This window comes from Bacillus infantis (genome assembly GCF_020171945.1).
Taxonomy (GTDB): Bacteria; Bacillota; Bacilli; order Bacillales; family Cytobacillaceae; genus Bacillus_AB; species Bacillus_AB infantis_A.
Genome location: NZ_JAIVAP010000003.1, coordinates 82,592 through 102,742 on the forward strand (window position 1 = coordinate 82,592; position 20,151 = coordinate 102,742).

The 20,151-nt window shown below is 45.8% G+C and carries 22 protein-coding genes; 17 read left to right on the plus strand and 5 right to left on the minus strand.

Features of this window, described 5'->3' with window-relative positions; genetic code table 11:
* Window positions 1–25 precede the first annotated feature (25 nt).
* A complete protein-coding gene (locus LCM00_RS07215; protein ID WP_148976707.1) occupies window positions 26–274 on the minus strand; it encodes a YhdB family protein in 249 nt (82 codons plus the stop codon).
* A 212-nt stretch (window positions 275–486) separates the two neighbouring features.
* Between LCM00_RS07215 and LCM00_RS07220 the strand changes: the two genes are divergently transcribed.
* From LCM00_RS07220 to arsC, 6 genes are all read left to right on the plus strand, one after another.
* Window positions 487–807 carry a DUF3889 domain-containing protein gene (locus LCM00_RS07220; RefSeq protein WP_224899500.1) on the plus strand — a complete coding sequence of 107 codons (321 nt, stop codon included), beginning with the start codon at window positions 487–489 and terminating at the stop codon, window positions 805–807.
* 98 nt (window positions 808–905) lie between these two features.
* Window positions 906–2,321 carry a SpoVR family protein gene (locus LCM00_RS07225; protein ID WP_224899503.1) on the plus strand — a complete coding sequence of 472 codons (1,416 nt, stop codon included), beginning with the start codon at window positions 906–908 and terminating at the stop codon, window positions 2,319–2,321.
* A 125-nt stretch (window positions 2,322–2,446) separates the two neighbouring features.
* Window positions 2,447–2,743, plus strand: a complete 297-nt coding sequence (locus LCM00_RS07230) for a DUF4359 domain-containing protein (protein WP_224899505.1) — start codon at window positions 2,447–2,449, stop codon at window positions 2,741–2,743.
* 261 nt (window positions 2,744–3,004) lie between these two features.
* On the plus strand, window positions 3,005–3,349 hold the full coding sequence (locus LCM00_RS07235) for an ArsR/SmtB family transcription factor (protein WP_224899508.1): 345 nt from the start codon (window positions 3,005–3,007) through the stop codon (window positions 3,347–3,349).
* Window positions 3,350–3,364: 15 nt separating this feature from the next.
* The gene (locus tag LCM00_RS07240; RefSeq protein ID WP_224899511.1) at window positions 3,365–4,660 is read left to right on the plus strand and encodes an arsenic transporter; all 1,296 of its coding nucleotides are present in this window, start codon (window positions 3,365–3,367) and stop codon (window positions 4,658–4,660) included.
* A 27-nt stretch (window positions 4,661–4,687) separates the two neighbouring features.
* Window positions 4,688–5,107 (plus strand): arsenate reductase (thioredoxin), encoded by a 420-nt coding sequence (gene arsC, locus LCM00_RS07245; RefSeq protein WP_224899514.1) that lies wholly within the window; start codon window positions 4,688–4,690, stop codon window positions 5,105–5,107.
* Between the two features lie 124 nt (window positions 5,108–5,231).
* On the opposite strand, the gene LCM00_RS07250 is transcribed toward arsC, so the two are convergent.
* A complete protein-coding gene (locus LCM00_RS07250; RefSeq protein ID WP_318247597.1) occupies window positions 5,232–5,723 on the minus strand; it encodes a PCYCGC motif-containing (lipo)protein in 492 nt (163 codons plus the stop codon).
* A gap of 230 nt (window positions 5,724–5,953) precedes the next feature.
* Between LCM00_RS07250 and LCM00_RS07255 the strand changes: the two genes are divergently transcribed.
* From LCM00_RS07255 to LCM00_RS07280, 6 genes are all read left to right on the plus strand, one after another.
* Window positions 5,954–6,316: an ArsR/SmtB family transcription factor gene (locus LCM00_RS07255; protein WP_224899517.1), complete on the plus strand. Its 363-nt coding sequence runs from the start codon at window positions 5,954–5,956 to the stop codon at window positions 6,314–6,316.
* Window positions 6,313–8,448 (plus strand): heavy metal translocating P-type ATPase, encoded by a 2,136-nt coding sequence (locus tag LCM00_RS07260; protein WP_224899520.1) that lies wholly within the window; start codon window positions 6,313–6,315, stop codon window positions 8,446–8,448. The genes LCM00_RS07255 and LCM00_RS07260 overlap by 4 nt, the downstream gene beginning before the upstream one ends.
* A gap of 59 nt (window positions 8,449–8,507) precedes the next feature.
* Window positions 8,508–9,560, plus strand: a complete 1,053-nt coding sequence (locus tag LCM00_RS07265) for a flavin-containing monooxygenase (RefSeq protein WP_224900580.1) — start codon at window positions 8,508–8,510, stop codon at window positions 9,558–9,560.
* Window positions 9,561–9,721: 161 nt separating this feature from the next.
* Complete coding sequence (gene trxB / locus LCM00_RS07270; protein ID WP_224899523.1) at window positions 9,722–10,681, plus strand: thioredoxin-disulfide reductase; 960 nt, start codon at window positions 9,722–9,724, stop codon at window positions 10,679–10,681.
* Between the two features lie 130 nt (window positions 10,682–10,811).
* Complete coding sequence (locus tag LCM00_RS07275; protein ID WP_224899526.1) at window positions 10,812–11,006, plus strand: hypothetical protein; 195 nt, start codon at window positions 10,812–10,814, stop codon at window positions 11,004–11,006.
* 396 nt (window positions 11,007–11,402) lie between these two features.
* Window positions 11,403–11,807 carry a hypothetical protein gene (locus tag LCM00_RS07280; RefSeq protein WP_224899529.1) on the plus strand — a complete coding sequence of 135 codons (405 nt, stop codon included), beginning with the start codon at window positions 11,403–11,405 and terminating at the stop codon, window positions 11,805–11,807.
* A 119-nt stretch (window positions 11,808–11,926) separates the two neighbouring features.
* Here the strand turns inward: LCM00_RS07280 and LCM00_RS07285 are convergent, their stop codons facing one another.
* On the minus strand, window positions 11,927–12,793 hold the full coding sequence (locus LCM00_RS07285; protein ID WP_224899532.1) for a TetR/AcrR family transcriptional regulator: 867 nt from the start codon (window positions 12,791–12,793) through the stop codon (window positions 11,927–11,929).
* Between the two features lie 207 nt (window positions 12,794–13,000).
* Here LCM00_RS07285 and LCM00_RS07290 point away from each other — a divergent pair, with 207 nt between their 5' ends.
* Entirely contained in the window at window positions 13,001–16,189 is a 3,189-nt protein-coding gene (locus LCM00_RS07290) for an efflux RND transporter permease subunit (RefSeq protein ID WP_224899535.1), read from the plus strand.
* A 66-nt stretch (window positions 16,190–16,255) separates the two neighbouring features.
* On the opposite strand, the gene LCM00_RS07295 is transcribed toward LCM00_RS07290, so the two are convergent.
* Window positions 16,256–17,446 (minus strand): chromate transporter, encoded by a 1,191-nt coding sequence (locus LCM00_RS07295; protein ID WP_224899538.1) that lies wholly within the window; start codon window positions 17,444–17,446, stop codon window positions 16,256–16,258.
* A gap of 23 nt (window positions 17,447–17,469) precedes the next feature.
* Window positions 17,470–17,778, minus strand: a complete 309-nt coding sequence (locus LCM00_RS07300) for a PadR family transcriptional regulator (protein WP_224899540.1) — start codon at window positions 17,776–17,778, stop codon at window positions 17,470–17,472.
* Between the two features lie 202 nt (window positions 17,779–17,980).
* On the opposite strand from LCM00_RS07300, the gene LCM00_RS07305 reads away from it, so the two are divergent.
* The 4 genes from LCM00_RS07305 to LCM00_RS07320 all read left to right on the plus strand — a co-directional run bounded on the left by LCM00_RS07305 (window position 17,981) and on the right by LCM00_RS07320 (window position 20,113).
* Complete coding sequence (locus tag LCM00_RS07305) at window positions 17,981–18,298, plus strand: YckD family protein (protein ID WP_224899543.1); 318 nt, start codon at window positions 17,981–17,983, stop codon at window positions 18,296–18,298.
* 366 nt (window positions 18,299–18,664) lie between these two features.
* Entirely contained in the window at window positions 18,665–19,279 is a 615-nt protein-coding gene (locus tag LCM00_RS07310; RefSeq protein ID WP_224899546.1) for a protein kinase family protein, read from the plus strand.
* 74 nt (window positions 19,280–19,353) lie between these two features.
* Window positions 19,354–19,692, plus strand: a complete 339-nt coding sequence (locus tag LCM00_RS07315) for a hydrolase (RefSeq protein ID WP_224899549.1) — start codon at window positions 19,354–19,356, stop codon at window positions 19,690–19,692.
* A 91-nt stretch (window positions 19,693–19,783) separates the two neighbouring features.
* Window positions 19,784–20,113: a four-helix bundle copper-binding protein gene (locus LCM00_RS07320; RefSeq protein ID WP_224899552.1), complete on the plus strand. Its 330-nt coding sequence runs from the start codon at window positions 19,784–19,786 to the stop codon at window positions 20,111–20,113.
* Window positions 20,114–20,151: the final 38 nt, after the last annotated feature.

The following is a 20,151-nucleotide window of genomic DNA, read 5'->3' on the forward strand; positions in this document are numbered from 1 at the left end:
TGACCGTGTTTTTTTGGTGGAATCCTTATATAGACAGAGGCTCCTTAAACAGGCTCTCCTCTGAAATTTCATTGGCATGATCGATATATCTCAGCAAAGAATACAAATGCTTTTCAATCATAGAATAATCTTTTTCAAAGTTATACGCATGCAGGAAATGCTCGATTTTCTTTGAAAGGAACTGGTCCTGGGTTCGGACCATCAATATCAGGAGATTATCCCATTCCGAACGGTGTGTATAGTACAGCGCCCGGTCATAATCGACTTTATTCATCTGGCTCACCCTCCTATGTTGAGGAGATGATATTAGTTTGCGCCCTTCCGTACAGAATTCTCTCAGCAAATGTTGGTCTTCCTGATACAGCGCGGTTCTCATCTTTTACCTGCATATGAACTGTCAGTACCGGATACTTTCCTGCAGGAAATGACTATGTATAAAGGCTGCTTTCCTGAAGAAAGCTAATGAAAAAGATGGAGGTCCAAAACATGAAAAAACATTTCCTGTCTCTGCTGCTTTTTGGATTTTTATTATCAGCATTCGCTTCTCCTGCAGCCCTGGCTGTTCAAAAGCCTGATTATGAAAAGTTCGGCCGCATTGCCACTGCTGTTATCAAAGAGGACTATCCCGGGGAAGAAGTCGTTGACTACCAGTACCAGGGGCGCCAGGCTTTGTCAGAGAATACGGCAGCAGACCTGTTCGAGTTTCAGGTAAAAGAAGGCCAGAAAACGAAGACAGTCGTCATAAGGGTGTCGCATGATACTGTTAATGATAAACTGATCAGCTTATCTGTGGAAGAGAAAAAGTAGACCACCAAGGGGCTCCGGATGCAGGGTCCCTTTTTATTGATTCATCAATCCCGTCCTTCTCTCATAAATTGAGATAAGAACATAAAGGAGGAGAGATGATGAGAGACACCGACCGCAAAGGCCTCGAGCATGCCATACAAGAAATAACCGAGATTGCCACGGGTTTCGGCTTGGATTTTTATCCGATGCGGTATGAAATATGCCCTGCCGATATCATTTATACATTTGGCGCCTACGGGATGCCTACACGATTTTCCCACTGGAGCTTTGGCAAGCAGTTCTATAAGATGAAGCTCCATTATGACCTTGGCCTTTCAAAAATATATGAGCTTGTCATCAATTCAGATCCCTGCTACGCATTTCTGCTTGATTCGAATTCACTGATCCAGAATAAACTGATTGTTGCCCACGTCCTTGCCCACTGCGACTTTTTCAAAAATAATATCCGTTTTCAGAACACAAAAAGGGATATGGTGGAGAGCATGTCTGCAACAGCAGAAAGGATCCGCCAGTATGAAATCGAGCATGGAAAGCATGAGGTGGAAACCTTCCTGGATGCTGTGCTTGCCATCGAAGAACATATCGATCCAAGCCTGATGCGGCCGAAGCTTGCCTGGAGCGCCGAAGATCTTGAATATGAGGAAGATGAGGCGCCGGCTGCGACTCCTTACGATGATCTCTGGAATCTGGACAGCAGGAGCAAAAAGAAGCCGGAGAAGAAAAAGAAAACGAAGAAAATTCCGCCGCAGCCCGAGAAGGACCTTCTGCTGTTTATTGAATCATACAGCCGGGAGCTCTCAGACTGGCAGCGTGATATCCTGACGATGATGCGTGAGGAAATGCTGTATTTCTGGCCGCAGCTGGAAACGAAAATCATGAACGAAGGCTGGGCTTCCTACTGGCATCAAAGAATCCTTCGGGAATTGGATCTGACCAGCGATGAATCGATTGAATTTGCGAAGCTGAATGCAGGGGTGGTGCAGCCTTCGCGGACAAATATCAATCCATATTATCTTGGCCTGAAAATTTTTGAAGATATTGAAGACCGCTATGACAATCCTACAGAGGAAATGAAAAAGCGGGGCGTCCAAAGCGGATCAGGCAGGGAGAAGATGTTTGAAGTGCGCGAAGTTGAATCAGATATTTCCTTCCTGCGCAATTATTTGACAAAAGATCTGGTGATGCGGGAGGATATGTATCTGTTCCAGAAGCAGGGCAAGGATTACAAAATCGTCGACAAAGGCTGGGAAGAAGTCAGGGACCAGCTTGTCAGCATGAGGGTCAATGGGGGATTCCCGTACTTAACAGTCGTAGACGGAGATTATCTGAAAAATGGAGAGCTGTACCTAAAGCACGGATTTGAAGGAATTGAACTTGATCTGAAGTATCTTGAGAAAGTGCTACCTTACGTTCATCAGCTTTGGGGGCGCAATGTCAACTTGGAAACAATCGTCGAGGGGAAGCAGATGCTGTTTACTTATGATGGGAAGGGGATACACAGGAAATATTTGTAGGCATAAAAAAACAAAAAAGGGAGCCGTTTGGCTTCTTTTTTTTTGCAGTATCCTGTGGGAAAAAGGATTTATAGGGAAATTAACCGAAATGTGCTTCTAAAAAGAAAAAATGGAGGTGCAAATCCATGAAGAAGAGGAGCATATATTTATTTGGAGCTGCAGTGTTACTGGCAGTTTTATTATTCATGACCAATCCTTCAAAACAGGACTATCTGGAATTCAGTGAAAAGCAAACTGGAGAACCGCTTCCAGCAATCGTTCTAGCAGAGAGAACGAATTTTCTCTTATTTTCAGTTTATACGCCAAATGTCCATCATGAACAGGGTATCACACATTTGGGGATCTTCAGCAGTTTTTATCAGTTATCTGATGGTCAATTTGATGACTCCTGGCGAATGAAGTTGCTTGATTTTTTCAAGTGAAATCTATTTGCATGTCATTTCTTTTTTCTGGGCCTCCATAAGGCAGAGGAAAGCATCCATCAATATCAGCTCCATTGAAAAGCTCAGTTTTAAAAGGGTATGAAAGCTATGGGAAGTCAAGCACATCAACACCTTTTTGTTTTAATTGAATAATTGCAAACCTAAGGTTACACCAAAGAAAAGCGGAAACCCATTGCTTTTTTATATATAAGCATACTATTATATAAGCAATTGGTTATATTATAACTGGAGGTGTTCAACTTGGAGGAAGTCAAGGCAGACCTTGATAAAGCAGCAGGCATCCTAAAATTATTTGGCGATAAAACCCGCCTTACGATGGTGAAGATGCTCGACACCAATGATTATTGTGTCTGTGAATTTACCGGGATTTTTCAAATGAGCCAGCCTGCTGTCAGCCAGCATCTTAGAAAACTCAAGGATGCCGGGATTGTGAAAGAGGCCAGGAGAGGACAGTGGATCATCTACTCCCTCAATAAGGAAAGTGATTTTTATCCTTTCATTGCGAGCCTTCTCCAGCATCTCCCCAGCCAGGATTATAAACTAAAAGAACTTGAGGAACAGGGGCTCAGGATTTCCTGTGACTAATAGGGGGACAGCAGTTTGACATCGGTCATATTAGCAGCATTGATATTTTTATTTACGCTGATCATGGTCATTTGGCAGCCAAAAGGCCTGTCAATTGGCTGGTCGGCATGCGGCGGCGCGATTCTCGCCTTAATTGCCGGCGTTGTTGACTTCGGAGACGTACTGGATGTAACATCAATCGTCTGGAATGCAACTCTCGCTTTTATTGCGATCATTATCATCTCACTCATCCTGGATGAGATTGGTTTCTTCGAGTGGTCCGCCCTTCATATGGCAAGGGCCGCGAAGGGCAGCGGTGTCCGCATGTTTATCTATATCAGCATTCTCGGGGCCTTGGTGGCAGCCTTTTTTGCGAACGATGGAGCCGCACTCATCTTGACACCGATTGTCCTGGCAATGGTGCGGAATCTGAACTTGAATGAAAAGATGGTGTTTCCATTCATCATCGCCAGCGGTTTTATAGCGGACACGACCTCTTTGCCCTTAGTCGTGAGCAATTTGGTGAATATCGTTTCAGCCGACTTTTTCGGAATCGGGTTTGCGGAGTTTGCATCAAGGATGATCATTCCGAATTTCTTTTCATTAGGAGCCAGCATCCTGGTCCTATATCTTTTCTTTAGAAAAAGCATCCCGAAACAATATGATCTCTCCCAGCTAAAGAAACCGTCTGAAGCAATCAAAGACCAGGGGATGTTCCGCCTTTCATGGATTGTACTGGGCGTTTTATTGGCCGGCTATTTTGCCAGTGAATTTATAGGAGTCCCGGTATCCTTTATTGCCGGCATCATTGCCATCTTCTTTTTGCTTATGGCAAGGCGGAGTCCGGCGGTACAGACCAAAACGGTCATTAAGGGGGCTCCATGGGCCATTGTTTTCTTTTCAATCGGCATGTATGTTGTTGTCTACGGACTGCGGAATGCCGGGCTGACAGATGTACTGGCTGATGTGATTCAATTGGCAGCTGATCAAGGCTTATTTGCAGCAACGATCGGAATGGGCTTTATTGCCGCTATTCTCTCATCTGTAATGAACAACATGCCAACCGTCATGATAGACGCACTGGCAATTGCAGAAACGGATACCAGCGGAACCATCAGGGAGGCACTCATTTATGCGAATGTCATCGGTTCTGACCTTGGACCTAAAATCACGCCGATCGGTTCGCTTGCTACACTTCTTTGGCTTCATGTATTATCCCTGAAAGGAGTCAGGATTTCCTGGGGAACCTATTTCAAGACAGGGATTATCCTGACCATCCCGACATTATTTATTACATTGGCCGGCTTATATATCTGGCTGCTCATACTATAATATTAAACAACAAAGGAGACCTGACATATGTCTAAAAAAACAATTTACTTCCTATGCACCGGAAACTCATGCAGAAGCCAGATGGCTGAAGGATGGGCCAAAAAATATTTGGGCGAGGACTGGAACGTATATAGTGCGGGTATTGAAGCGCATGGGCTGAATCCCAACGCAGTAAAAGCTATGAAGGAAGCGGACATTGATATTTCCAGCCAGACATCAGATATCATCGACACGGAAATCCTGAACAATGCTGACCTCGTCGTTACACTTTGCGGCGATGCAGCAGATAAATGCCCAATGACTCCGCCTCATGTAAAACGCGAGCACTGGGGCTTTGATGACCCTGCCAAAGCGGAAGGAACAGACGAGGAAAAATGGGCATTTTTCCAGCGTGTGCGTGATGAGATAGGAGATCGCATCAAAATGTTCAGCGAAACTGGCGTTTGAGTCAAGCTCAGGTTTTTGCTTAAGTAACAAATGTAAAAATGAAGGCACATCCTTGTTAAAATGCAAAAATAGAAAGCACACATCTGCAGTTCAGATGTGTGCTTTTCTTTTGCCATCAAAGCTTTTACACTTCAGGCATCGGGGTAGGAGTCGATTCGATTCCTGTCCCTTTATATTTTTCATCGATCATAGTACGGATATCCTTAAGAGATGTCCCTTTATTAAATTCTGATTTAGCCTCACGGGCTATGTCTACACAGACCCCTCAGCCAAAGCCCATTGTATCAAGGGAAACGGTGTCGCCGTTTACGCTGTCAACAAAGCAATTAGTATTGCTTTCGTGGCCATCTTCCTCGTAGCAGCCGCAATAGCATGGCATATAATTAAGTACCTCGGGATGCTCGACTGCAAACTGATAAGCTTCCAGTATTTCAGGGCTGTCTGTGTAAGTGGTCACGGCCGCCCAATCATTGCTTCCTAAGGTATAAGTTAATTCCGGGGCACTCTGGTTCTTATGTTCACCTGAATGGCCTGCATGTGAAGAGTCTTCCTCTGCAGAAGAACATCCAGCAGCCAGCATGATGGCAGCAAGAATGGGGAAAATAGATTTCTTCATTGAACCTCCCTCTCTCTTAAATCTTCTATTACTATGCTAGCATACAAAAAAACCTCTCAATGAAACAATCCCTATTGAACTAATGTCAGAAAGGATTTTTGCTTTTTCAAAAAATAGACACATAATTCCCAGGAGTTTTAACAGAACATTCAAGCAAATGATTGACCGTTTGGCGAAATTTGCATAAACTAATAATCAAATATATGTTTGAATGTTGAGGTGATGCTTTGATGCAGAATGACATTTGTGAAGTAAAATGCGTTGATGAAGTAAAAGTTAAACGTATAAAGAATAGCATTGAAAAAGAAAATACACAGGCAGTTGCGCAATTATTTAAGGCGCTGTCCGATGATACCAGGGTTAAGATTGCTCTTTCCCTTTGCCATGAAGAGGAACTGTGCGTATGTGATGTTGCCAATATTGTCGGGAGTACGACTGCTACAGCCTCCCACCACTTGCGCCTGCTGCGCAATCTTGGGCTGGCAAAATACCGGAAAGAGGGCAAGCTTGTTTATTATTCCCTGGACGACGACCATGTGAAGCAGCTGATACGGATTGCCTTTGAACATCAGAAGGAGGTGGCAGGCCAATGAGTGAGTCTTTGGAGAAATCTATTGATAAAACGGTCTATAGAGTGCAGGGCTTTTCCTGAGCAGGCTGTGCCGCTAAGTTCGAAAAGAACGTAAAACACCTGGATGGTGTTTCTAATGCAAATGTTAACTTTGGCGCTTCAAAACTGACTGTATACGGAGACGCCACGATTATGGAACTGGAAAAGGCCGGTGCCTTTGAAAACCTGCGTATCATTCCTGAGAATCAGCGGTTTGAAGAAAAGAAAGAGCCTTTTTGGCAAAAGCATTCTTATGTTATTGCATCCTTTCTCCTGTTGATTATAGGCTGGGCAGCTGGACAGGTGAATGGCGAGGGAAGCCTGTCCTCTGTCCTTGCGTACGGTGCATCAATAGCAGTGGGAGGCTGGCGCCTTTTTATAACCGGCTTAAAAAATCTCTTCCGCCTCCAGTTTGATATGAGGACGCTTATGACCATAGCGGTCATTGGGGCAGCTTTTATAGGTGAGTGGGGGGAAGGGGCGACTGTGGTCATATTATTTGCCATCAGTGAAGCCCTTGAGACTTATTCCATGGATAAAGCCCGGCAATCGATCCGGACACTGATGGATATTGCCCCTAAGGAAGCGCTGATCCGCAGGGGAAATCAGGAACTGATGGTTGAAGTGGATGATATACAGCCGGGAGATATTATGATTATTAAGCCAGGACAGAAAATCGCGATGGATGGAACCGTGGCTAAAGGCTTTTCTTCCGTCAACCAGGCGGCGATCACAGGTGAATCTGTCCCGGTTTCAAAAAGCATTGGGGATGAAGTATTCGCAGGGACTTTGAACGAAGAAGGTGTCCTTGAAGTTCAGGTCACAAAACGGGCGGAAGATACGACAATTGCAAAAATCATTCATCTTGTAGAGGAGGCACAGGCTGAAAGGGCCCCTTCACAGGCATTTGTCGACAGATTTGCAAAGTACTACACACCCATTATTATAATGGTCGCATTTGGTGCGGCAGTTGTTCCGCCTCTATTTTTTGGTGCTGACTGGAGCGAATGGATCTACCAGGGACTTGCTGTGCTGGTGGTTGGCTGTCCGTGTGCCCTGGTCATTTCAACTCCGGTTGCCATCGTGACGGCGATTGGGAATGCTGCTAAAAATGGCGTACTGATCAAAGGCGGAATCCATCTGGAAGAGATGGGGGCCATTAAGGCTCTTGCCTTTGATAAAACAGGGACCCTTACAAAAGGAACTCCCGCTGTCACGGATTATATACCCTCTCCCGGGACTGAATCCAAACAGCTGCTTTCTGTTGTGGCTGCCCTGGAGAATGGCTCACAGCATCCATTGGCATCAGCCATCATGAAAAAAGCGGAGCAAGAAGGGCTGGACTACAAAAACATTGAAGTGGAGGACTTTGCCTCCATCACGGGAAAAGGAATTAAAGGCAGAGTATATGGTGAAACCTACTATGTCGGCAGTCCAAATCTTTTTGATGATGTACTGCTGAATGGAATTCCTGATGAATTAAGATTGATGATCCTGGACCTGCAAAATCAAGGCAAGACAGTGATGGCAGCAGGGACACCAGCTGGAATTCTGGGAGTGATTGCTGTAGCGGATGTTCTGAGGGAAAACAGCAGGGATGTCATTCAAAAGCTGCACGCATTAGGAATTGAGAAGACTGTAATGCTGACAGGTGATAATCTTGGAACGGCGAAAGCCATTGGAGGCCAAGCGGGAGTAACAGACATCAAAGCCGAACTGCTGCCTGCAGACAAACTCACCTATATCAAAGAATTGCGGGAGAAATATCACCGTGCCGGCATGGTTGGTGACGGTGTGAATGATGCACCTGCACTGGCTGCTTCGACAGTTGGGATTGCCATGGGAGGCGCTGGTACGGATACCGCTCTTGAAACGGCGGATATTGCGCTGATGGCTGATGATCTTGGGAAGCTGCCTTTTACAGTTAAGCTGAGCAGAAAAGCAATGACGATCATCAAGCAGAATATAACATTCTCGCTGGGCATTAAGCTTGTTGCCCTGCTGCTTGTCATTCCAGGCTGGCTTACTTTATGGATCGCCATCTTTGCTGATATGGGCGCAACATTGATCGTTACGCTAAACGGGCTGCGGCTCTTAAGGGTTAAAGACAAATAAAAAAGAAGTTTCCCAGCTGTCTGGGAAACTTTTTAATAAAGAGGGTGGATTATGGCGTGATATATGACGTTGCGGTGATCGGAGGGGGGCAAGCAGGCCTTGCCGCCGGCTGGCATTTGAAAAGGACAGATTTAACATTTCTTATTCTGGATGAAGGGGAGGAAATCGGAAAGAGCTGGAAAGAAAGATATGACTCCCTTACTTTATTTACTCCATACTCCTATAGTTCACTTCCGGGTCTGCAATTCACTGGGACTGGCAGATACCCTGGCAAGGATGAAGTCAGTGATTATCTGGTTAATTATGCAAACACATTTTCACTGCCGATGAAGCTCGGATCAAAGGTGACAAAATTGGATTATCTCCAGGATCTATTTTTATTGTCTACAAGCCAGGGGGATATTTATTGCCGGAATGTCGTTGTAGCGACCGGTCCTTTCCGCCACCCCATAATTCCATCTTTTTCAGAGAACTTATCAGAGGATATTCTCCAGCTCCATTCATCTGAATACAAAAATACTGAACAGCTGAAAAGAGGCAATGCGCTGGTTGTTGGCGGGGGGAATTCAGGAGCGCAAATAGCTGTCGAAATTTCAAAAAGCAGGCAGACTTATTTGTCGTCCGGGCATTCTATCAGTTATATGCCGCAGGATATAGCCGGGAAAAGCATATTCTGGTGGTTTGATAAGCTGGGAGTCTTAAAAGCAGATGCAAACAGCAGGATCGGGCAATTTATCAGAAATAAGCCTGATCCCATCTTTGGCTATGAACTGAAGGAGCGGGTCAAAAGCAAGGCTGTTTCCCTGAAGCCGCGAGCCGCAGCAGCTTACAAGGACCAAGTGTTCTTTGAGGACGGGTCCTGCCTGAAAGTAAGCAGCGTTATTTGGTCCACTGGCTATAAATCCGATTATCGGTGGATTAATATCCCTTCTGTTTTTAATGATATGGGAATGCCCATACATGACAGAGGTGAAACAGCGGTTGATGGATTATACTTTTTAGGGCTTCCCTGGCAGCATAGAAGGGGATCTGCTTTACTTCAGGGAGTTGGATTGGATGCAGAATATTTGGCGGAAAAAATCCTCCAGAAGCAGTTAACACCGATGCAATGAAAATCTGAAGCATTAGGAAAAGTATAGTTCAGTGCCGGAAGATTTTATGCTTCCCCCACTTTTTAATTCCTTTTCAGAAAAGGAAGCCGTGATGAAATCCGTTATAAAAAAGGCTGAAAAGGGTACGAATGAAATAGAAACTGTTATTGGAGGTTGATCATATGGAAAAGGTAGTAATCTTGGGAACCGGACCGGCCGGCCTGACTGCAGCAATCTATTTGGCCCGTGCCAATATGAATCCGGTAATCATTGAGGGCGATCAGCCTGGAGGGCAGCTGACACTGACGACAGAGGTTGAGAACTTCCCGGGTTTCACTGATGGAATCATGGGTCCTGAACTGATGGAAAATATGAAAAAGCAGGCTGAACGCTTTGGCGCTGTCTTTAAGAGAGGATGGGTGACAGAAGCTGATTTCTCAAAAAAGCCGTTCCGGATGAAGGCTGACGGGATTGGAGAAATTGAAGCGGAATCAGTCATTCTTTCAACGGGCGCCTCTGCCAAGCTTATGAACATCCCGGGCGAGAAAGATAATATCGGCAAGGGAGTCAGCACCTGTGCCACTTGTGACGGCTTCTTTTTCCGCGGAAAAAAAGTCCTGATCATCGGCGGCGGGGATTCTGCGATGGAAGAAGCCAACTTCCTCACTAAATTTGCTGACAATGTGACCGTTGTCCACCGCAGGGATGAGCTTCGGGCTTCAAAGATTATGCAGGACAGGGCAAGAGAAAATCAGAAAATCAGCTGGAAGTTGAACAGGACTCCTGTTGAGGTCCTTTCAGAATCTGAAAAGGTGACCGGCCTTAAAGTGCTGAATAATGAAACGGGCGAAGAAGAAATCCTTGAAACGGATGGCATCTTTGTTGCGATTGGCCACAGGCCCAATACAGGATTCCTCGGCAGCCAGATCGACCTGGATGAGTCTGGCTATATCACCGTGAAGCCGGGCACGACAGAGACGAATATCAAAGGGGTATTTGCCTGCGGAGATGTCCAGGATAAAAGGTACCGGCAGGCAATCACCGCGGCAGGAACCGGCTGTATGGCTGCCCTTGATGCCGAAAGATATCTGGAAGGCGACGCCATCCTTGACTGGAGCGAAACTCTGAACCAGGGACAGTAGAAGATTTTGCCTTTAATAATTCTGGGAAATCAGCTATAAATCAACAGGTAAAAGGCAGGATAAAAGATGGATGCATTATTTTTAGAACCTGCTATAATGAGTGAAAAAATCATTATTAGGGTGGTTTTGCATGGGGAATACCAGCTGCAGATATGTCATCAACGCATCAGGAAAAAGCGGTGAAATGTATCATACAACATGCGAAAATAAGATGGAAGTCAAAAAGTGGATTGAGGAAAACCAGGAAAAGATCCTGGCAGATGAAATAAAAGTGACGGACAAGAAAAAACGTCCTTTTTCCGGGCTTCTGTTTTTCATAAAATAATCATCCAGGGGGTGCCGCGTTTGCCGCGGCATTCTTCTTATGTATAAAGTTTTTTTTATTGGAAAACATAATAACAATGGTGCCTGTAGCTCAATGCAAAGAGCAGCCGGTTTTTTCCAGTGAAAAAAACTGTGCATCTTGCGGGTTGAAATCCCGCCGGGTCCATTGAAAGCCGCATCCTTTTGAGGGTGCGGCTTTTTTGTTTTGCTGGAAGCTGTTCAAGGGAAATCTGAAAAAATGTTGGTCCTCTGATTGACATTGATAATCAATATCAATTATAATAAACTCAGTGGTATTGAGAATCAATATCATTTAAAGCGGGGCTGACCTGCCAAACCCCCTCTGCAGTCCCGCTTTAGTACATAATTTTAAAATCATTGATAGGAGGGACTGGTATTGAATCATCAGTTTGCGGTATTGGAAGCTTTCAGGCATGAATATCCTGTCTGCAGGGCGTGCTGTGCGGCTAAAGCCTCCGGCCCGCTCGATCTGAAAAAGGGCGATGTCTTGGCCATAACGTGTGAGAGAAAGTATGTTGACCTTCTGGGATGGTTCTTTTTAATAGATATTAATGGAGAGCGGCAGGTATATATGTCTATTGCCGACTTGGAAGATTATTATCTGACCGGAAAGATGTGCTCATTCTTTGACCTGGCATTAAAGATCAACCATTTGAGCTACAAAGTCAATCAGTCGCTGGACTGCAGGAATAAAAAAGAATTTGGGCTGTATTCCGAACAGCTGAGACTATGGAAGGAATTCCAGGAGACCGTATACGATAAAGATAAAGCAAAAGTATAAAGGCAGGAAGATGCGTCAAATGATGCATTCTCCTGCCTTTTTTGGTTGAAGCTTTTTGGTGTTTGAGGGGATATCTGCACTGCTCTTACACAGCGCTCCCTGCCTGAACCGCTGCTCCATCACAGGTTTATATGAAAATGCGCTGCAATCACAGAGACATAGGAATCAAATTCCCTGATGCCTTTGAAATTCGACAGCATGCCCTGGATGACCGGGACCCTTGGGCTGCTGCTCAAAATTTCTGCTTCCAGCACTTCCATGGACACCGCCAGATCTTCTTTATGCCTGCCTGACAACGTTTCCTTTTTCATGTTTTTCACAGCAGCATTTAAAGTGCCCCTGTGCCCGGCGAGCATTTCTTTGGCTGCTTCAAGCAGTGCTGCATTTTTTTCCTCCGAAATGATCGGCTCTTCCTGCAGGATGCCGCCGACAATGCTGTCCATCCTTCGCATGATATACTCAGCAACACCATCTGCTTTGAAGTTTTCAGGATCATGCATGAGAATTTTAAAGAATGGGTGGAACATGCCTTCAATCATCATGGAGAGATCCCATAGATATGGAGTGATTTTCTCACCATAGATGGAAGACAGGCCATTTCTGTAAAATTGATGCACCTCTATGATCCGTGCGAATATCAGCTCCTTCAGTCCTTCATCCCTTGGCAGCGCCTGCTCCCGTGTGAGCATAATCATAAAGTCTTTATGCGTGGCAAATGTATTGAAAAGAGAACTCAGCTGGCTGATGAATTTCTCGCGGGGCTCCAGGTCCCTGTTTTCAAACACAAATATTTCTGCATGCAGTTCATCGAAGCTATTGTTGAAAATAGCATGGAGGAGTTCTTCCTTTGACTTGAAATAAAGATAGAAGGCTCCCTTTGATATCCCTGTATCATTGACAATTTCCTGGATGGAGGTTGAGCTGAAGCCCTTTTTGGCAAATAGTTTTTTAGCGGAATCAAGTATCAGTTTTTCTTTTTCCTTCAATGATAACAACCTCCCTGTCTGGGTTTCTTAAAGCCGTTTATAGAAACTGCAGCGTCCTGCTGCCAGTCACAATATCGCCACATTTTTAACCTATGGTAAAACTTGACGTATGACCGGTCAGTCAGTTATGCTAGGCACTGGAGTGACCAGTCAGTCACATCATAATATAAAAAGTTAATTAAATCAATTATAGCAAGGAGAGGACGTATGAAAAGCATTATCCAGTTTTCCCTGAAAAACAAATTTGCTGTCTGGCTTCTGACGATTATTATTACGGCAGCAGGCTTGTATTCCGGGCTGAACATGAAAATGGAAACCATCCCGAGCATTTCGACCCCGCTTGTTTCGGTGATGACGGTCTATCCGGGTGCCACTCCGGAACAGGTGGCAGATGAAATTTCAGAACCGATTGAAAAGAGGGTTCAAAATCTTGAAGGAGTGTCAGTAGTAAGCTCTTCTTCATTCCAGAATGCTTCATCGGTTCAGATTCAATACAATTTTGACAAAGATATGGATAAAGCACAGGAAGAAGTGAAGGAAGCGCTGGACAGCATTGAATTTCCAGACGGTGTCCAGGAGCCGGGTGTTTCCCGCCTCAGCCTTGATGCCTTCCCAATCATGTCCCTGAGCATCTCTGATGAGAAAAAATCTTTGCCTGAGCTGACAAAAATGGCCGAGGAGCAGATTGTGCCTGAGCTCGAAGGGTTAGATGGAGTTTCCACTGTCCAGATATCAGGTCAGCAGCTTCAGGAAGCCCAGCTCTCGTTTGACAAGGAAAAGATGGCAGAGTATGGACTGGATGAAGAAACAGTCAAGAATATCATCAAAGGTTCTGATGTTTCTTTCCCGCTGGGATTGTATACATTTGAAAATACAGAAAAATCGGTTGTTATTGATGGAAATATCTCTACAATAGATGACTTAAAACAGATGAAGATTCCGGCTGTTCCGCAGGGAGCCGGCCAGCAGGCTCAGGGAGCTCCGGCTGAAAGCGGACAGCAGGCTGCAGGACAGCAGCAGGGTGCTGCACCGGGTGCAGGTGCACAGCAGGGCGCAGGCCAGGCCCAGGCTGGTGCAGCAGCGGGAATTCCGACTGTGGAGCTTCAGGATATCGCCACTATTGAAGTGGTCGGCAAAGCAGAATCGATTTCAAGGACAAATGGCGAAACATCAATCGGCGTACAGATTGTTAAAGCGGCCGATGCAAATACGGTTGAAGTTGTCAATGATGTAAAGGCCCAGCTTTCAGAGCTTGAAAAAGAGATTGATGGCCTGAAGGTAACGCCGATCTTTGACCAGGGAGAGCCAATCGAAGAATCTGTTGAAACGATGCTGAGCAAAGCCGTATTTGGGGCAATTTTTGCTATGATCATCATTCTTCTGTTCCTGCGCAATTTCAGGACGACGATCATTTCGGTCATTTCAATTCCATTGTCGCTGCTTATTGCGATACTTCTGCTGAAACAGATGGATATCACGCTGAACATTATGACTTTGGGTGCAATGACTGTGGCCATCGGCCGTGTAATCGATGATTCAATCGTCGTCATTGAAAATATTTTCCGCCGGATGAGCCTTAAAGGTGAAGAGCTGTCAGGACGGGAATTGATTGTTTCGGCAACGAAGGAAATGTTTATGCCGATCCTGTCTTCAACCATTGTAACCATTGCGGTATTCCTCCCGCTTGGATTGGTTAAAGGCACGGTTGGGGAGCTGTTCCTTCCGTTCGCCCTTACCGTTGTATTTGCCTTGCTTGCATCGCTTCTTGTAGCGATTACGATTGTGCCGATGATGGCCCATACGTTCTTTAAGAACGGATTGCCGGCCAAGCATCAGCATCAGGATGAAGAAAAGCCCGGCAAGCTTGCTTCAGGCTACCGGAAGGTCCTTAACTGGGCATTGAACCACAAAATCATTACCTCAGGAATTGCCATACTGATGCTGGTCGGAAGCTTATTCCTTGTACCGGTAATCGGTGTCTCTTTCCTGCCTGCCGATGAGCAGAAAATGGTGATTGCAACATATAAACCGGAGCCGGGCCAGACACTTGAAGAGGTAGAGGAAATTGCCGGCCGCGCAGAAGAAATGCTTCTTGACAGGGACGGAGTAAAAAATCTGCAGTTCTCTGTGGGCGGAGAAAATCCGATGAACCCCGGCCAGTCCAATTCCGCTATGTTCTTTGTAGAATATGAAGACAGCAAAGAGAATTTTGATAAAGAAAAAGAGGATGTAATTGAAGAGCTGAAAGGTACGGCTGATAAAGGAGAATGGGCAAGCCAGGATTTCTCCGGCATGGGTGGAAGCAGCGCGCTTTCCATGCAGGTATACGGAGACAGCATGGATGATATTGAGCCGGTCATCTCCGAACTTGAAGGCATCTTTAAAGACAATGATTCTTTGACAAATGTCAAAACAAGCATCTCTGATACGTATGAAGAATACACGCTAGTAGCTGACCAGGAGAAATTGAGCAGCCTGGGACTGTCTGCAGCACAGATTGGCATGGGCCTTTCCAACACAGGCCAGCGCCAGGTGCTGACGACGATCGACTATGATAACGAAGAAGTAAACGTTTATGTTGAAATGGAGACAGAATCCTACCAGAATATTGATGATCTTACAGACCAGACGATTCAGTCTCCACTGGGAATTGAGGTGCCGATCAAAGATGTAGTCGAAATTCAGGAAGGAACGACTTCTGATACGATTACAAGACAGGACGGCCGGATTTACGCTGATGTCAGCGGAGAGATTACAGCGAAGGATGTTGCAAAAGTTTCTGCAGATGTGAATGCGGAAGCTGATAAGCTTGATTTGCCTTCTAATGTTGAGATTTCAATGGGCGGTGTAACCGAGGATATTAATGAATCCTTTACACAGCTAGGGCTTGCGATGCTTGCTGCCATTGCGATCGTATATCTCGTTCTGGTCATCACTTTTGGCGGCGGGCTTGCGCCATTTGCCATTCTGTTCTCATTGCCGTTCACGATCATCGGAGCTCTTGTAGGACTATTGATTGCCGGTGAGACCTTGAGCGTATCTGCAATGATCGGGGCATTGATGCTGATCGGAATTGTTGTGACCAATGCAATCGTTCTGATTGACCGCGTCATCCATAAAGAACAGGAAGGCCTGCCGACACGGGAAGCGCTTCTGGAAGCAGCCGGTACAAGGCTTCGTCCAATCCTGATGACAGCCATCGCAACAATCGGGGCATTGGCGCCGCTCGCAGTCGGCCTTGAAGGAAGCGGCCTGATTTCCAAAGGACTTGGTGTGACCGTAATAGGCGGACTCACTAGCTCTACGCTTCTTACATTGCTGATTGTACCGATTGTGTACGAAAGCTTAATGAAGCTGAAGAGAAGAGGAAAAAAGAAAACAGCAGCTGCTGAATAAGCAGATTGAAGAGGCAGCGGGAATCCCCCGCTGCCTCTTTTTTTCTATTCAACTGAAGAACTGCACCTAGAGAAGCCCTAATAAAGCACCGCCGGCTGCCCCGGTTAGTACGACAATCCATGGAGGCAGCTTCCAGTAGGCAAGCATGGCAAAAAGGATGCTTGCGAATGCGAAGTCTGCCGGCTCCAGGATGGAGCTCGTCCAGATCGGGTTATAGAAGGCGGCGATCAGGATGCCTACCACTGCCGCATTGACCCCCATCAATACACTGGCAGCCTTTGGGTTGCTGCGCAGCCTGGCCCAGAATGGCAGTGCACCGGCAATCAATAAAAAGGCAGGGAGGAATATAGCGGCAGTCGCCAGGAGACCGCCCTGCCAGCCGCTGATTACGGCCCCGATATAAGAAGCAAAGGTGAAGAGCGGGCCAGGCACCGCCTGAGCAGCGCCATATCCGGCAAGAAAGGCTTCTTCTGTCAGCCAGCCGCCAGGAACAAACTCCCGCTCAAGGAGGGGAAGCACAACGTGTCCGCCGCCAAATACGAGTGAGCCGGAGCGGTAAAAGCTGTCAAACATAGCAATCCAGTTTAAAGAAGTGGCTTCCCGCAGAATCGGAAGGATGATGAGCAGGCCGAAAAATAATGACAGTGCCGCTGCGCCTGTCTTTTTTGAAATCGGAAACGGCATTGGTGCCTTTTCTTCCTGCGAGTGGTTTCTATAAAGGACAAAACCGGCAATCCCCGCAGCTAAGATGATTGAAATCTGGGAAATGGCAGTTTGCCACAATAAGGCTGCTGTCAGGGCAAGAAGGACGATGGCCTTCCTCTTCAGATCAGGTGCAAGCTTTGACGCCATGCCCATGATGGCATGCGCCACCACAGCAACGGCTACAATTTTCAAACCATGGATCCAGCCGGAATCGGCTGCGTCCAGGCCATCCATCAGAAGTGCGAAGAAAATCAGTGCTATAACGGAAGGAAGGGTAAAGCCTATAAAGGCAAGAAAACCTCCGATCAGGCCACCTCTGGCAAAGCCGATCCCCATGCCTACCTGGCTGCTTGCAGGGCCAGGCAGGAACTGGCAAAGAGCTACAAGATCAGCATAGCTTTGCTCATCCATCCACTTCCGCCTTCTGACATACTCTTCATGAAAATAGCCCAAGTGGGCAATAGGACCGCCAAATGATGTCAGGCCAAGCTTGGCCGAAACTAGCAGTATCTCAATGAATGTACGGATGGTATATTTACTTTCTGTATTCATCTTTTCGTCTCTCCTTTCGCCAATCAATCCTTGATTTCTTTAAAAAGCTCATAAGCCTTTTTCCTGGCCTCTTCCAAAACCGTCTGCCCTTTTGGGGTAGCCGCATAGTACTTTCGGATTTTGCCATCCACATTCCGGTTTTCCTTCATAAGCAGGCCATCTGATTCCATCCCGTGAAGGATGGGATACAATGTGCCGGAGCTTATCGAGTAGCCATGCTCTTTCAGCTCTTCCAGCATCCATGCTCCATAAATCGGTTCTTCCAGGGAATGGTGGAGGATATGGATATGGATAAAGCCCAAGAATAATTTGCGCAGAATTTTATCTTCCACTTTCCCAGCTCCTATCTTAATATCGAAGTTCAATATCGGGATCCGATATTGAAAGTATAACAATTTCTAAATGGAATTTAAGTGCCTTTACATAAGCTTTACAAAAAGATAAGTGGTTGAAAGATTCACTCTAATTTTTTCCATTCATGGATTTGTTTATTAGAGGTAAAAATATATCCAAACAAAAAAAGGAGTGAAGATCATGTTAAAAAAGCTTAGCCTCGTGCTTCTATGCGCACTTTTTCTTGGGCAGGCTGCTGGAATGGTACAGGCAGAAGGTACTGGCAGCGAACAGCGGAAGCAGCTGACTGAGGCGCAGGTGAAGGAAATAGAAGCGCTCCAGACGGATGTCCTGGAGGCAAGGAAAAAAGTAATCATGAAGTATGCGGAGTTTGGTGCCATCACTGCTGACCAGGCACAGGAAATGGTCAAGCATCTGGAAAAAAGGCACGAAAAAATGAAAGAAGAAGGCTTCATGCCCCACTGGCTGAACCGTAAGCACTGCCCGCATTGCCATTAGTAGATGGGTTGAGGAGGCTGTTTGACTTAAACAGTCTTCTTTTGTAAAATAAGTCTATATAAATTGATTTCCTTTTTTTAAAGGGGAGTAGCAGATAAGCATGGCCGTCAATACGGGCAGGTGGCCCCGGCTATGCTGGCAATCATTGATTGTTTGCGAGACCTTTACCACGTTTGTTTGGTATGGGTCTCTTTTATTTATAGAGGCATTATGGCCCGGCAAACGGTCATGATGCCTTTTTTTGTCGTGGAAATTGCGCTGTCTGGCATCAGCTAGACTATTGAGAGAGGTTCGGGAATACATCTTTACTAGGAGGGGCTGGCTCTGCCATTTGGTAGAGCCCGTAAATCAGGAGGAGGAACTTCTATGCCGCAGAAAAAGTATGAAAGGCTCGCTGAAAGCGTCCTTATTGCCGAAAATCCAATCAGACATACAGAAAAAGATGAAGCCCTCCTTCATGCAGGAACGGGCAGGAGTGCAGCCGTTTTCAGGATTGCCGGGACAGAAATGGCATTGAAGGTATTTGCCCCGGCATTCAGCCATATTGCCCTGGAGGAGGCTGAGATTTACGGGCAGCTCGAGGGGAGCGTGTTTTATCCGCGATTGCATGAAAAAGGGGATAACTATATTGTCATTGACTATATTGAAGGGCAAACCTTTTTTGAATGCCTTACAAACGGAACCCAAATAACTCCGGACGATATTGCAAGAGTGGATGCGGCGCTTGGGCTTGCCCGTGCTAAAGGGCTGAATCCTTCTGACATCCATCTCAAGAATCTCTTTAAAACGGCAGCTGGGGAAATCATGCTGATCGATGTAGCAAGATTCAGGCAGGCCAGCACCTGCAGGCAATGGGAAGACCTTAAATATTTTTTCTGCAAGTTCTATTTCAAGCCTTTGTTTCCTAAAAGATTCCCTGAACCCGTATTAAATGGGGCAGCTTTTCTGTATAAAAGGTTATTGAAACGGCGCAGCTGCTGACGGAATGGGCATACTCTGGTTTAGCCATGGCTTTCTGTGTGGTAAAGGCATAAAAAAAGCCAGGAGTTGAGATGATGGAAGAGAAGAAAGATTATTATATTGATATCGAGAATGGCCAAATCCATCCAGGAAAAGCAGAAGGGGAGGACTGGCAATTCAGGGTCTTTGCAGATGACGAGGAAATCCACCAGCTGGCAAAATATTTAAATATCAACTATAATGCGGATTTAAAAACATTCGTACGCTCGCATATTCCTTTCCTTGAATATCATAAAGATCCTCAGAATGATGAATATGATGCCACGATTGAACAGGCATATGCACTGATCTACCAGCTTGGAGATGAAGAAGCAAGGGCGCATGTAAAGAGTATGGGCATCTTATCAGAGGAAGAACTGAACAGACGGAGATGACTTCCAGGGCAGCCAATTTGGCTGCCTGTTTGTTTTATTTCTATTTTTAGTGGTAACAGTTTAGTAGAAAAAAGAAAATGGAGGGATTCTATTGGCAAACTCAGTTTATGAAGAATGTATACAGGCTTGTCTTGAATGTATGGAAGCGTGCAATATGTGCTTTGATGCCTGTCTGAAGGAAGAGGATGTTAAGATGATGGCCCGCTGCATCAGGCTTGACCGCGAGTGTGCAGATTTTTGTGCATTTGCGGCGAAGGCAATGCAATCTGACAGCCCATTTGCAAAACAAATCTGCGCTGTCTGTGCCGATATTTGCGAGGCATGCGGAGAAGAGTGCAAAAAGCACGAACACGAGCATTGCCAGCGATGCGCGGATGCCTGCTTAAAATGTGCTGAAATCTGCCGCAGTATGGCAGCGTAAAAGGAAAAAAACTGTTTTCTGGGCTAAGGGCAAATGAA

What these genes read in the sequence shown, in the direction of transcription:
- LCM00_RS07215 (WP_148976707.1), bottom strand. Translation starts at nt 274, where the DNA reads ATGAATAAAGTCGATTATGACCGGGCGCTGTACTATACACACCGTTCG.
- LCM00_RS07220 (WP_224899500.1), top strand. Translation starts at nt 487, where the DNA reads ATGAAAAAACATTTCCTGTCTCTGCTGCTTTTTGGATTTTTATTATCA.
- LCM00_RS07225 (WP_224899503.1), top strand. Translation starts at nt 906, where the DNA reads ATGAGAGACACCGACCGCAAAGGCCTCGAGCATGCCATACAAGAAATA.
- LCM00_RS07230 (WP_224899505.1), top strand. Translation starts at nt 2,447, where the DNA reads ATGAAGAAGAGGAGCATATATTTATTTGGAGCTGCAGTGTTACTGGCA.
- arsC (WP_224899514.1), top strand. Translation starts at nt 4,688, where the DNA reads ATGTCTAAAAAAACAATTTACTTCCTATGCACCGGAAACTCATGCAGA.
- LCM00_RS07255 (WP_224899517.1), top strand. Translation starts at nt 5,954, where the DNA reads ATGCAGAATGACATTTGTGAAGTAAAATGCGTTGATGAAGTAAAAGTT.
- trxB (WP_224899523.1), top strand. Translation starts at nt 9,722, where the DNA reads ATGGAAAAGGTAGTAATCTTGGGAACCGGACCGGCCGGCCTGACTGCA.
- LCM00_RS07275 (WP_224899526.1), top strand. Translation starts at nt 10,812, where the DNA reads ATGGGGAATACCAGCTGCAGATATGTCATCAACGCATCAGGAAAAAGC.
- LCM00_RS07290 (WP_224899535.1), top strand. Translation starts at nt 13,001, where the DNA reads ATGAAAAGCATTATCCAGTTTTCCCTGAAAAACAAATTTGCTGTCTGG.
- LCM00_RS07295 (WP_224899538.1), bottom strand. Translation starts at nt 17,446, where the DNA reads ATGAATACAGAAAGTAAATATACCATCCGTACATTCATTGAGATACTG.
- LCM00_RS07305 (WP_224899543.1), top strand. Translation starts at nt 17,981, where the DNA reads ATGTTAAAAAAGCTTAGCCTCGTGCTTCTATGCGCACTTTTTCTTGGG.
- LCM00_RS07310 (WP_224899546.1), top strand. Translation starts at nt 18,665, where the DNA reads ATGCCGCAGAAAAAGTATGAAAGGCTCGCTGAAAGCGTCCTTATTGCC.
- LCM00_RS07315 (WP_224899549.1), top strand. Translation starts at nt 19,354, where the DNA reads ATGGAAGAGAAGAAAGATTATTATATTGATATCGAGAATGGCCAAATC.